The 12298-nt window shown below is 68.0% G+C and carries 12 protein-coding genes; 2 read left to right on the forward strand and 10 right to left on the reverse strand.

The annotated features are described in order from the left end of the window. Positions 1-297: 297 nt before the first annotated feature. Entirely contained in the window at positions 298-1185 is an 888-nt protein-coding gene (locus RQP53_RS03245; protein ID WP_315648598.1) for a sterol desaturase family protein, read from the forward strand. On the opposite strand, the gene RQP53_RS03250 is transcribed toward RQP53_RS03245, so the two are convergent. The 8 genes from RQP53_RS03250 to RQP53_RS03285 all read right to left on the reverse strand — a co-directional run bounded on the left by RQP53_RS03250 (position 1142) and on the right by RQP53_RS03285 (position 9492). Further along, positions 1142-1915, reverse strand: coding sequence for a helix-turn-helix domain-containing protein (locus RQP53_RS03250; protein ID WP_315648599.1), 774 nt, complete (start codon positions 1913-1915; stop codon positions 1142-1144). The two genes, RQP53_RS03245 and RQP53_RS03250, sit on opposite strands and share 44 nt — an antisense overlap. Continuing rightward, the gene (locus RQP53_RS03255; RefSeq protein WP_315648600.1) at positions 1915-2832 is read right to left on the reverse strand and encodes a Rossmann-like and DUF2520 domain-containing protein; all 918 of its coding nucleotides are present in this window, start codon (positions 2830-2832) and stop codon (positions 1915-1917) included. Before RQP53_RS03255 ends, RQP53_RS03250 begins: the two co-directional genes overlap by 1 nt. A 65-nt stretch (positions 2833-2897) precedes the next feature. After that, complete coding sequence (locus RQP53_RS03260; protein ID WP_315648601.1) at positions 2898-3776, reverse strand: PEP-CTERM sorting domain-containing protein; 879 nt, start codon at positions 3774-3776, stop codon at positions 2898-2900. Next, positions 3773-4432: a hypothetical protein gene (locus tag RQP53_RS03265; RefSeq protein ID WP_315648602.1), complete on the reverse strand. Its 660-nt coding sequence runs from the start codon at positions 4430-4432 to the stop codon at positions 3773-3775. Before RQP53_RS03265 ends, RQP53_RS03260 begins: the two co-directional genes overlap by 4 nt. A 120-nt stretch (positions 4433-4552) precedes the next feature. Then, a complete protein-coding gene (locus RQP53_RS03270; protein WP_315648603.1) occupies positions 4553-6643 on the reverse strand; it encodes a protein kinase domain-containing protein in 2091 nt (696 codons plus the stop codon). 33 nt (positions 6644-6676) lie between these two features. Further along, positions 6677-7237: an ECF-type sigma factor gene (locus tag RQP53_RS03275; protein ID WP_315648604.1), complete on the reverse strand. Its 561-nt coding sequence runs from the start codon at positions 7235-7237 to the stop codon at positions 6677-6679. A 68-nt stretch (positions 7238-7305) separates the two neighbouring features. Beyond that, positions 7306-8142, reverse strand: coding sequence for a hypothetical protein (locus tag RQP53_RS03280; protein WP_315648605.1), 837 nt, complete (start codon positions 8140-8142; stop codon positions 7306-7308). Between the two features lie 171 nt (positions 8143-8313). Next, the gene (locus tag RQP53_RS03285; protein WP_315648606.1) at positions 8314-9492 is read right to left on the reverse strand and encodes an acyl-CoA dehydrogenase; all 1179 of its coding nucleotides are present in this window, start codon (positions 9490-9492) and stop codon (positions 8314-8316) included. A 149-nt stretch (positions 9493-9641) separates the two neighbouring features. On the opposite strand from RQP53_RS03285, the gene RQP53_RS03290 reads away from it, so the two are divergent. Then, a complete protein-coding gene (locus RQP53_RS03290) occupies positions 9642-10577 on the forward strand; it encodes a LysR family transcriptional regulator (RefSeq protein ID WP_315648608.1) in 936 nt (311 codons plus the stop codon). Between the two features lie 604 nt (positions 10578-11181). Here RQP53_RS03290 and RQP53_RS03295 read toward each other — a convergent pair. Both RQP53_RS03295 and RQP53_RS03300 read right to left on the reverse strand, forming a co-directional pair. Then, entirely contained in the window at positions 11182-11598 is a 417-nt protein-coding gene (locus RQP53_RS03295; protein WP_315648610.1) for a tellurite resistance TerB family protein, read from the reverse strand. 347 nt (positions 11599-11945) lie between these two features. Next, positions 11946-12287, reverse strand: coding sequence for an HPF/RaiA family ribosome-associated protein (locus RQP53_RS03300; protein ID WP_315649190.1), 342 nt, complete (start codon positions 12285-12287; stop codon positions 11946-11948). Positions 12288-12298: the final 11 nt, after the last annotated feature.

A 12298-nucleotide genomic window follows, 5' to 3' on the forward strand; every position in this document is an offset into this window, starting at 1 on the left:
GGCAAGGTCAACGCCCTTCAACAAGGGCGATCAACGGCGCGTCGAGGTCAGGTGTGCACTGTAGCACGGAATGCGAACGATTCGCATTTGAATTCGCAAACGAACAAAGGCGCTTCTCAGCGGCCCGATCTGGCCACTACAGGCGCCGTGCCATATCGCTCCGCTCCAGCCGCAACGTTCTATCGCCGGTGCGCGAGGCCGGCCAGCATGCAGACCTTCTCAGCTCCGGCAACGAACATGAAACACCGCCTCGCTCTCCTCATCCGCAAAACGCTTCGCATCGGCTTCGCCCCGCTGATGCTTGTCGGTGGCAACGGGTTGGCCCTGCTCTGGGCCGGCCACGCCAGCCCCGCCACCCTGGGCCCGGGCCTCGCCGCGCTGTTGATGCTGGCTGGGCTGCTCGCACTCGGTGTCGAGCGTCTGATCCCCTACCGGGCCGACGTGCCTGGCAGGCCCGGTGAAGCCGTGCGCGACCTCGTGCATGCAATGGTCAACGAAGGGCTGAGTGCATCGTGCGTGCTGCTGGCCCCGCTGTTGACGGCACAGCTGAGCCTCACTTGGCACGGTCGCCCGGTCTGGCCACTGCACTGGCCGCTGCCGCTTCAATGGCTATGCGCGGTGCTGATCGCCGATGCCGGCATCACCCTGATGCACGTCGCCAGCCACCGGCTGCCACTGCTGTGGCGCCTGCACGCGGTGCACCATTCGGTCCAGCGCTTCTACTGCCTGAACGGCCTGCTCAAGCATCCCCTGCACCTGCTGCTGGAGGCCAGCGTCGGCCTGCTCCCACTGCTGCTGCTGGGGCTGCCTCAGAGCATGGCCATGCTGCTGAGCTTCTCCATCGGCTTGCAGCTGCTGATGCAGCATTCAAACGCCGATATGCAGCTCGGACCCTGGCGGCGCTGGCTGTCGCTGGCGCCACTGCACCGTTTCCATCACCTGCCCTGGGCCGGTATCGGCGATGTCAACTTCGGCCTGTTCACGACCCTGTGGGACCGCCTGCTCGGCACCGCCTACGACGATCCGAGCCGCCGCTTCGGCCCGGGTGACTTCGGCATCGGCACGGAGCCGAACTATCCGCAGGACTACCTCGGACAGCTGCGCCAGCCCTTCATTGCCGCGAGTCGTGCAGCCGCACCGGTCAAGGTGGCGCCAAGCGCGGACACAGCAGCTGGGTCGCGCTGACACCAAAGTTGTGCCTCAGCGTGCGGCCAAAATGCGCCGCATCGGCAAAGCCCGCGGCATGCGCCGCCTGCGTGACACGTTCGCCGTCCTGCAAAAACCTGAAGGCCCGATGCAGGCGGCGCCAGAGCACAAAACGGCTGAATGGCAGCCCCATCCGCTCGGCGAAGAGGTGGCGGAAGCGATCGTCGGACAGCCCGAAGCGGCGCGCCAGGGCCGGCAGTCGCAACACCCCCTCGGCCAGCGATGCATCAAGCAGCGCGCGCATCCCTGCCTCCCATCCCAGATCAGCCCTTGCAGTGGCCCCGGCCTGCCAGCGTGCCCAGAAGCTCGATTTGTCAGCCGCCCCCGTGTCGCCATCGCCGAGGGTGCGCGCTGCCAGCACGCCCTGCAGGGCCTGGCGCCAGGGCGCCGGCAGGCTCAACGCTGACCACGGACGCGGCTCGACAAAAAGCAGGACGCCGTGGTCCGCCGCGTGCAGGCGATGCCGCTGCAGGGGCTCGATCAGGCCATGGCCCGGCAAGGCACGCCCGTGCTGATCGAGCACGCTGACCGCTGCGCCTGACGTATCCAGCAAGGCCTGGGCCGCAAAATGCCGATGCCACCGGTTGTCGCCAATCCGGCCGCGCCAGAGCGCCCAATCGTCGCCAAGCTGCAGCTCGCCGAGCCAGGGCGCCTTGGCTGCAGACTCTGCTGCCGGCTGGGCAGGAACTGCGCGCAGCCCGGCGGCCATCAGTTGCCGTGCTCCGCGGTTCCCGCGGCATCGCACAAGCCACGCAATCGTGCCAACTGCGCCGCATCCAGCCGGCCGCCCGCTTCAGCCAGCACCAGTTGACGCAGCGCCAGCTGCCGGTAGAGCTGACCATGGGCCTCACCCAGGCCATCAAAGGCCTGCAGATGGGCCGCGACGACGGCCGTATCGCCCCGCATCAACGGGCCCGAGAGCGCCGCAGCCAGCCCGGCTCCACCGGTGCTGCTGACGTTGGCCGCTGCGTCCAGACTGCCTCGCGCCAGCGGCAACAGCGCCTGCAGCGCCTGGCCTTCCTCAAGTCCTAGCCGCTTGAATACCTGCACCGCCTCGCCGAGCACGGTCAACAGATAGCTGGCGGCAAAGCCGGCGGCGCCGTGATAGAGCGCCCGGCTGCCGGGCGGCAGTTCAAACGGCCGCAGCTGCAGCCGGCGCGCCAGCTGATGCAGGCCCTGCCGCAGCAGCGGATCAGCAGCCTCGATGGCCACCGTGGTACCGGGCAGATGGCGCAGCGCCGCCGCCGGGTCAGAGAAGATCTGCAGCGGGTGAAAGCCGCCCGTCAAGGCGCCCTGCTCCGCCGCCGCGCTCAAGGCCGTCAGCTCGGTGGCACCGCTGCAGTGCACGACGGCCTGCCCGGCCCGCCAGCGCAGGCTGGCCACGGTGCTGGCAATGGCGTCGTCCGGCGTGGTGACGAACACCAGATCCGCGCGATCCAGCAGCTGCTGGGCCGTCATCAGCTCGGCCGTGGGCACGGCGGTGGCCAGTGCCTCGGCCGAGGCCGCGCTGCGGCTGGCCACCGCGCGCGGCGCCACGCCCGCAGCATGCATGGCCTGCGCCATCACCCGTGCCAGGCGGCCGGCGCCGACAAAGCCCATCACCCACCCGTCCAGATCGCCCTTCACCCTGCCTTGCTCCAGCGTTCAGTTTGGGCGCCATTGTGCTGGAACCTGGACAGGCGCCGCGAGCATCACGGCCGATGAATGCGGCGACGCTGCCGGCCCAGCCCCGCAAGCCCGATGAGGCCCAGCATGAGCAAGCTGGCCTGCGCCGGCTCCGGCACGGCACTGGCGGCATAGTCGTAGCCGCTGGCGCCCTGCGTGTTCAGGCCGGCCAGCGAGGGGCTCAGGCTGAAGCCGGCCGAATGGTAGAAGTCGGCACTGGCCGATCGGGCGCTGCGCGCATTGGCGCTGACGCTGGCGCCCACGGCCAGCATGGCGCTGACACTGATCTCATGGCCCACTGCCGTGTTCAGCACCAGGCTGAAGCTGCCCGGCAGATCGCGATCAGCCTGCCAGACCATCGAATCCAGCGCATGGCTGCTCAGATCGGTGAAGCGGATATCGGCCACGCCGTAGGCCGCCAAGGCACCACCCATCTCGAAGGAAGGTTGGCTGAGCGCGCCATCGATGCGGATGTTCAGCTTGTAGCTGACCGGCGTCCCCGCAGCCAAGCCGGCGCCCGTGACCAGCACGCTGTCGTAGAAGCCGGCCTTGACCTCGGCATCCGCATAGCCCTGGATGATCAGATGCCCGGTCGCATCACAGCAGTAGGGGAAGCTGGCCGAGGCGTAGGCCTTGAGCAGCCCCATATGGGCCAGCACCTTGGCCTCGGCACGGCCTGCGCTGAGCGCGGCCGTGTCGTCCAGGCGCAGCCACTGCGTCGCCCGTGCATCGTTCAGCCAGTTGGCGTCGAGGCCGTGGTAGTCGGAGTCCTGGGGCTGCGGATAGCTGCGCATGACGTTGACGATGGTGTTGCCATAGAGCTGATAGGTGCCGGCCTGCGCCAGCCCGAGCCCGCAAAGGCCAGCGACGAGCATCAGCCGGATCAGCGATGCCGCGCGCCTCATGCTGCGGCTCCCGGGCGACGACGCTGCTGCCAGGCGGCCACTGCCGGCAAGCCGCAGAGCAGCAGCCAGGCGGCGCCCGGTTCGGGCACGCTGCTGGTCATTTCCACCCGCAGGCCGGTCGGCGACTGCGTGCTCAGCGTGTCGAACTCCAGCACGTTCACGCCGGCAATGAAGCCGCTGCTGATGCCAAACCCAGTCCAACGATCGAACTGGGCGATGCCGCTGCCGCTCAGGGCCACGCCATTGAGACGTATGGCCAGGCCGCTGTCATCGGCGGCCCAGCGCCCCTGGATGCGCAGGCTGGCGGCCTCGGCGGCGCTCAGCGTGAACTCGGTGCGCCAGGTGATTGCATCGCTGAGACCGGGCTGGTCGGCGAAGAAGATGGCGGGCGTGGGCACCAGCCAGGACGAGTCGGGCGTATCGAGCACCCAGCCGCCGACGGTGATCGGCGCTCCATCACCGGCGCGCACCGCATAACTGGATGGACCGAAGACCGGCGAACCGACGATCTGGTAGTGCGCATCGATGGCCGCGCCGGAGAGCGGATTGCCGGCGGCGTCGACGCCGGTGTTGTAGGGCCCGAGATGGGCCAGCGCCAGCGGGCTGAAGCAAAGCAGAACGGGCAGCAGCCCGCGGCGCAGATGATGAATAGGCATGTGTAGCTCCCTGAACAGAGTGGCATGCCAGCTGGCATGCCTGGTGAGGCGCAAGGACAAGCTTGCCTGCACACATACGCAAGCCGGCCCGCCCTCCGGCCACCCGACTGCCCGGCCCCCCTAAGGTGTGGGAGCGCAGCCCCTGCTGGTGCCAGGCGCCTGCAGGCCTTGCAAGGCGCGCTCGAGCGCCAGGCCGCTGGGCCGCTGAACCTGAGCGGCACACAGCCGCGCGGCGAGCTCCGCGAGTTCTCGCAACGGCTGCCGCGCCAACCGTGCCTCGGCCCCAAGGCTGGCCTGCAGGTGCTGCAAGGCCTGCAGCGCCGACTGCAGGGCCGGCTCGGCCTGGCCCAAGCCTTGCTGCAAGCGGGCCTGCTGCACCAGCAGGCGGACGTGGTCAAGCGCGACATAGGGTTCCGCGTGCCGCAGCAAGGCTTCGGCCTGCGCGAGCGTCTGCAAGGCCTGCTGCGAACGCCCCTCGCCGGCCTCCAGGCGGGCCAGGCCCAGCAGCGTCGCAACGCGGCCGCTGTCGCTGGGCGCATCCGCCTCATAACGGCGCAAAGCCTGCTGCAGGGCGCGGTATTGGGCAGGCGCTCGTGCTTGCGGCTCCGCCGTGCCCAGGCCCAGCCTGTCGGCTTCGGCCAGCCACCACTCGGCCCGCAGCATGCCGCGCTCGGGCAACTCGGCGTCGAGCGCCTTCAACAGGCGTTCGGCCGCCGGGCCGTCCTGAAGCGCCAAGGTCGGCCAGACCAGGGCCATGCCGGCCGCCTGGGCGCGCGGGTCGCTGCCACCCCAGCGCGCCAAGGCCTGTGTGCGCCGCAGCTGCCCCAGCGCGCGGCTGCGCTCGGCCTCGCCCAGGTAGTCGTAGACGGTGGCGCTGACCTTGAGCAGCTCGTCGGCCAGCTCCGGATCGCTGGGCAGCAAAGCCTCGATCTGCGCCAGCTTCTGCTGCATCAGCGCGCGCATCAGCAGCTCGGGCCGCGCTGCCTCGGCCTGGCGCGGATCCAGCGTGCGCAGCAGGTCCAAGAGATAGCGATTGGCCAGCTGGGCGCGGCGCGCCTGCACACCGGCCTCGTGGGCCTGCCAGAGCGCCAGCGACAAACCGAGCAGCAGCGCCGCCACGCCCAGACCCGCGAGCGGCGCCGCGGCACGATGACGGCGCAGCCAGCAACGCCAGCGGTAGGCCCAGCGCTGGGGCATGGCCTGCACCGGCCAGTGCTCCAGCCAACGCTGCAACTCGGCAGCCAGGGCCTCGACGCTGCCATAGCGCTGCGCCGGATCGGCCGCCGAGGCCTGTTCAATCACCGCCTGCAGCGCCGGCTCAGGCGCGGCGTCTGGCCGGCCGGCCCTCAGCACATCGAGCAGCACCTGGCCCAGCGCGTACACATCAGCACCCACCGTCAGCGCCTGGCCGGCGCGCTGCTCGGGCGGCGAATAACGCGGTGTGTGCGCAGCCGGCAGCAGCGCGGCGCGAGCCGGGCCGGCCTGGCCCTCGTCGATATCCAGCAGGCGGGCAATGCCGAAGTCCAGCAGCTTCACCTGGCCCTCTTGATTGACGAGGATATTGGCCGGCTTCAGATCGCCATGAACGATCAGCCGCCCGTGGGCATGAGCCACGGCAGCCAGCACCTGGAGGAAGAGCTGCACCCGCTGCCGCAGCGGCAGGCCATGCACATGGGCGTTGAGGGGCTGGCCGAGCACGCATTCCATCGCCAGATATGTCTGGCCGCTGGCGTCGACCCCGGCGTCGTAGAGCCGGGCAATACCCGGATGCTCCAGCGCGGCGAGCAGATCGCGTTCACGCTCGAAACGTTGCGCCGCGGCCGACGGTGTTTCGGCCAGCGCAAACGGCAACTTCAGCGCCACCAGGCGGCGCGGGCCGCCCTGCTGCTCGGCCTGCCAGACGCCGGACATGCCGCCCTGCCCGAGCAGGCGCAACAGGCGGTAGGGCCCGATGGCATCGCCCGGCTGCTGCTGTGGCGGCGCCAAGGCAGCCTGGAGCAGCGCAGCGTCGGGCATGCGCAGTTCGGTGTCCAGCGCATCGGCACGCAGCAAGCGATCCACGGCCCGCGCCACCGCCGGGGAACTCTCGCCCAGCACCTGCAGGCGGCGGGTCCGTTCATCGGTGGGCAGCTCGATCAGCAGGTCAAACTGCGCCGAAACCTCGGCCCACAGCGCGGGGGTCAGCAGCGTTGCCCTGGGACTGTCACTCACGATAGGACGTACGTGAAAGGCCGAGCAAAGCGGTCAACCCTGCAGCTCAGCGAGCAGGAAGGCACGGGCCTTGGCCCACTGGCGGCGCACGGTGCGCTCGCTCAAGCCCAGCGCCTCGGCGGTCTCGGCCTCGGTGTAGCCGCCGTAGAAGCGCAGCTCCACCAGCTCGGCCAGCGCCGGGTCGAGCTGCTGCAGCGCCACCAGCGCGGCATCCACATCGATCAGCGATTCGGCAGCTGCAGTAGCGCCCAATGCCCGGGTGTCCCAGGTCTGGCGTTGCCAGTCGCCGCCATGGCGCTGCGCCTGGCGCCGGCGCACATGATCGATCAGGATGTGGCGCATGGCCTGGGAAGCCAGGCTGTAGAAATGCTTGCGCCCGTGCAAGGGCCCCAGCTGGGCCGAGACAAACCGGATAAAGCATTCGTGCACCAGCGCCTCGGTGTCCAGCAAGGTGGGCACCTGATGGCCATGCAGGCGCGCCCGCGCAATGCGGCGCAGCTCCGGGTAGATCAGGCGAAAGGCCTGATCGCCAGCCGCGCCGTCCCCGGCACGGGCCTGTTCCAGCAAGACCGTGAGCTCCACCCCTGAGTTCATGGGGCGCAGTATGGCAGAGCAGCTTTGCGCTCAGCCCCAGGCAGACAGCTGCGCAGAATCACGCCATTTCAAGAGCGGCTCTTGCGCCCGGTGAGCCCGTTGATCCAGGGGCCTAGCTTGGCCGAGGCGGGCACCTGCAGCCTGGCGTCCTCGGGCAGGCCGCGGGCCGACAGGATGGCGCACTGGCTCTTGGGCTTTTCGACCTTGGCGGCCTTCTTGTCGCCCGCCTCGGCCGCCTCATCTTCATCGCCAAACTGATCGGTCTCGTAGAGGTAGAGCAGCCGGCTGCTGCCATTGGCCCATTGCCAGTGGCCCGGCGGCTCGCCGATGGGTTGGCACAGGGCCACGCCGGACACATCGGGAATCAGCCAGCGAAAGGCCCAGGGCAGCAGGCCCTTGAAATCGGTGACCATGGCACGCAGGGTCTGGTCGGTCTTCTGCAGCACCGCCGGGCTCAAGGTTGCCGGCTTGGCCAGCACATCGAGTTCCAGACCCACGCCCATGCTGCCCTTGGGCTGGTTGGTGATCAGCTTGGCGTGTTCCGAGCGTTCCACACTCAACGGCGGCAGGCGCACCAGCCCCTTGGCATCGAGGCCCACATCCAGCACCTCCTCGCTGCCGTCGTCAAACTCGATCTCGATCTTGGTGCCGCGGGCCGGCCGCCCCCCGTTCTTGCCCACCACCTTGAAGTCCAGGCGCACCGTCTCGTTGCCGTGCTTTTGCGCGATCCGGTCGATCTTGTAGATGAACTTGGCCGGCATCACGGCCGGGTCGGGAGAGCGCTTGCCCACCACCTCGACCGGCGCCAGCGAGGCCTCGGGCTTTGCCTCAGCGCCCTCGGCCCGAGCTACGCCGGAGGCACTAACTAGGGCCGCCAGGGTCAACACGGCCCCACAACACATCATGTTCTGATTCACTGTCAAGACTCACCGCGCTGTCCGCGCTTCAGGCTGCACGCCGGCTGGCGATGCCAGGCCGGTCCAAACAGGGCGGGAGTCTATCGAGCATGCCTCGGCCGTCTGCCGGCATGGGCATGAATTGCCGTCTCAGGCGCATGAAATGCGCCAGGCTGGGGATCAGAATGCTGCGATGCCGGTCATCGCGCGGCCGAGGATCAGCGCATGGATGTCGTGCGTGCCCTCGTAGGTGTTGACGACTTCCAGATTGACCAGGTGGCGAGCGATGCCGAACTCGTCGCTGATGCCATTGCCGCCCAGCATGTCGCGCGCGGTGCGGGCGATTTCCAGGCTCTTGCCGCAGCTGTTGCGCTTCATGATGGAGGTGATCTCGACGGCGGCCGAGCCTTCGTCCTTCATCCGCCCCAGGCGCAGGCAGCCCTGCAGGCCCAGCGTGATCTCGGTCTGCATATCGGCCAACTTCTTCTGGATCAGCTGATTGGCGGCCAGCGGCTTGCCGAACTGCTTGCGGTCCAGCACGTACTGGCGGGCCTTGTGCCAGCAGTCTTCAGCGGCGCCCAAGGCGCCCCAGGCGATGCCGTAGCGGGCGCTGTTCAGGCAGGTGAACGGCCCCTTCAGGCCGCGCACCTCGGGGAAGGCGTTCTCCTCGGGGCAGAAGACTTCGTCCATGACGATCTCGCCGGTGATCGAGGCACGCAGGCCCACCTTGCCGTGGATGGCCGGCGCGCTGAGCCCCTTCCAGCCCTTCTCCAACACGAAGCCGCGGATCGCGCCTTCATCGTCCTTGGCCCAGACCACGAACACATCGGCCACCGGTGAGTTGGTGATCCACATCTTGCTGCCGCTGAGGCTGTAGCCGCCCGCCACCTTCTTGGCGCGGGTGACCATGGAACCGGGGTCGGAACCGTGATTCGGCTCGGTCAGGCCGAAGCAGCCGATCCATTCGCCGGTGGCCAGCTTGGGCAGGTATTTCTGCTTGGTGGCCTCGTTGCCGAATTCATTGATCGGCACCATGACCAGCGAACTCTGCACGCTCATCATGGAGCGGTAGCCGGAATCGACGCGCTCGACCTCGCGGGCGATCAGGCCATAGGCCACATAGTTCAGGCCGGGGCCGCCGTACTCGGGTGCAATCGTCGGGCCGAGCAGGCCGATCTCGCCCATCTCGCGGAAGATCTCCAGATCGGTACGCTCGTTGCGGAAGGCCTCCAGCACGCGCGGCACCAGGCGCTCCTGGCAGTAGGCGGCGGCCGCCTCGCGCACCATCCGTTCATCGTCGCTGAGCTGTTCGTTCAGCAGCAGCGGATCGTCCCAGTGAAAGCTTGCCTTGGTGGCCATGATGGTCTCCTGTCTTGGTCTGGTAAGTCTTTGGTGGCTGGCCGGGTGCCCGCGCGTGCGAACACTGATGACCTTGATGATGCGCAAGTATTCCCTGTGAGACGATTCGTGTCCAATACGATTCAGCCATCCACCAATAGGCATTGAATATGGCCACATCGGGCAATTCCCGCCACGCCAGCAGCGCCGCCAGCGCAGCACTCTCACGCGTCGAACTGCGCCATCTGCGCTACTTTCTTGCGCTGGCCGAGGAGTTGCACTTTGGCCGTGCGGCGCAGCGGCTGGCGATGTCGCAGCCGCCGCTGTCGGTGGCCTTGCAGCAGCTGGAAGCGGCCGTGGGCGCCCGGCTGCTGGATCGCGATAGCAAGGGCGTGCGCCTGACCCCCGCCGGCGAGAGTTTTCGCGCCAGCGCGCAGGCCCTGCTCGGCCGCGTCGAAGAGGCCTGCGCGCAGGCCCGCGAGGTGCAGGCCGGCGAGGTCGGCCGGCTGCGCCTGGGCTTTGTCGGCTCGACGCTGTTCCACGGCCTGCCGGCCTGGCTGCAAGCTTTCCAGGCCTCGCATCCCCGTGTGGAAGTGGTGGTGATCGAGCTGAACTCGCAGGATCAGATCCAGGCCTTGCTGCAGGAAGAGCTGGACCTCGCCCTCTTGCACACCGACCGCTTGCCACCCAGCCTGGCCTGCGAGCCGCTGTACGACGAGCCCTTTCTGGCCTGCCTGCCCGCCGCCCACCCGGCCGCCGCCAAACGCCGCGTCGCGCTGGCCTCGCTGAGCGAACAGCCCTTCATCCTGTTCTCGCGCAAGGGTTCGCCGGACTACCACGCCCGCATCGTCGAGATGTGCCGCCAGCAAGGCTTCTACCCGCGGCTGCAGCACGAGGGCCGGCACTGGCTGTCGGTCGTCTCCCTGGTCGCCCGCGGCCTCGGCGTCTCCATCGTGCCGGCGGCCTTTCAGGACGCGGGCATCCAGGGCGCGGTGTTCAAGCCCTTGGCCGAGACGATGGAGCGCAGCCGGGTCTTTGCGGCCTGGCGGGACGATTCGGCGCCGGCACTGCGGGCCGCGTTTTTGGCGGCGAGGAATGGGGCTTGAGCCAATGGCGTTGGCGCCTTGCGCGTCGGCCTTGAGTTGACAGAGCGCGCTTGTCACGCCGAGTGTGTCGCATGGCCAAGCACTGCCCAGTCCCTGCCAGCGGCCGATTCTTTTGAGCCACCTGCCAAGTCCAAAGCTTTGGACACTCATTCTGTTCGTTACCAGTCATGACCTTGGAGAGCGCCAAGATGATGGGACGACATGCGCGCGGTTAGGATCGACTGTTCCACTCATTCAAGCTCAAAGACCACGCCCCCTGAGCCACCTGATGCGCGGCATTGAGCGCTGCCTCGACTTCGCTGGTCTGCGCGAGCGCCTCGCTGAGCACGACGGCCCGATCAGTCGCCCGTCCATCGATCCTGCGCTGATGCCACGCAGCTCACAGCAGGCTGCAGCGACGGCATTGGCTCCAAACGTCGCCAGTGCGGAGAACACACCTCTTCAAGATCGAGCAGCCTGGCAGCGTTCGTTGCTCACCGGGCCCCGCAGGCGGCTATCGGCCAACAACCGCTTCGCGATCAAGTGCACTCGATGTGGCACTTCCGGCCTCCCCGGCAAAGGCCCACAGCCTCACGCTGCGGATTGCTCAGGCAAGCCAAGCCGGTCAGTTCCTTGAGGGCGGCCGAAGCATTTCACGGTGCAAGCCCCAATACTCGACCGCAGCGACGAGCACAGATGACTCGCCCTCGTCGACATGGGCGTCGACTTCTGCGAGTTCGACACAGACGCGCAACAAGGTCAGCCGCAGCCCCGGATCCTGAATCTCGCCCATCAGGTCCGCCAACGTGCGCTCGTCCACCGGGCACGCGCCGGCCCATTGCAACTGGCCGCTCGAATGCAAGTCTTCGCAGCAGCTGTCCAGCAGCGCGTGCAGCTCATGCCGCGCCAGGCCTAGCCGCTCATGGACGGCAAGCCGGTCGAGACACTCGATCTCAGCGTCTGCGATCTCGCCGTCGGCGACCACCGTCAGCGCGACGATGCGGGCTGCGGCCTGAGGACTGTTCACGGGATAGCTACGCATGAGGGGTCTCCTTGCTGGCTGATGGACTCGGGGCAATCAAAGCTATTGCTCAGCCAGGACTTCCTGCGATTGCCCAGCTGGACTTGGCCTTGTTCATAGTCGGAATAACGAATTACGGCGATGTTTGCACTGACGCGTTGGCGGCCGGCGCTGGCGTCACCGTTGCCGAACGCTCGATCAGCTGGTCGGTTTCACTGCGCTCCAGCCCAACGCCGCCGCATTGCGGCCGGTAGTCGAGCTGAAGCAGGACCGGGGGCAATCGGCGCCGAAGCCGTGGCCTGCACGTGAGTGCGCGAGGCGATGGGTGTCATCGAGTCCATGGTGTTTTGCCCTTCGGTCGTTCGAGTTCAGTCTTCTTGACTGATAAAGCGCAGGCGCAGGCGGCGCGCGTCTTTCCCGCGCTGTCGCAGGCGCATGAGGAAGCGCGCGGCACGTGCCAGCGCCTTGTCCAGCGCGGTGCGCCAATCGCTGGCCACCGATGCCACGACCACCGCCCCTGCGCCGTCGGTCCGCAGTTCAACCTGGCAGCGCTTGTCGATGCCGCCGCGCGGCCCGTTCACATCCGACATCTGCACCTCGGCGCGCGGCACTAAAAAGTCCAGGCGCCGCAGCACGAAGCGCACACGGCGTTCAGTCAGGTCGCGCAAATCGGTGGCTTGCGGATGGCGGGACTTGAAAAGCACCTGCATCACGAATCTCC

Origin of the sequence: Roseateles aquae (assembly GCF_032337115.1) — a bacterium.
GTDB classification, from domain to species: domain Bacteria; phylum Pseudomonadota; class Gammaproteobacteria; order Burkholderiales; family Burkholderiaceae_C; genus Roseateles_C; species Roseateles_C aquae.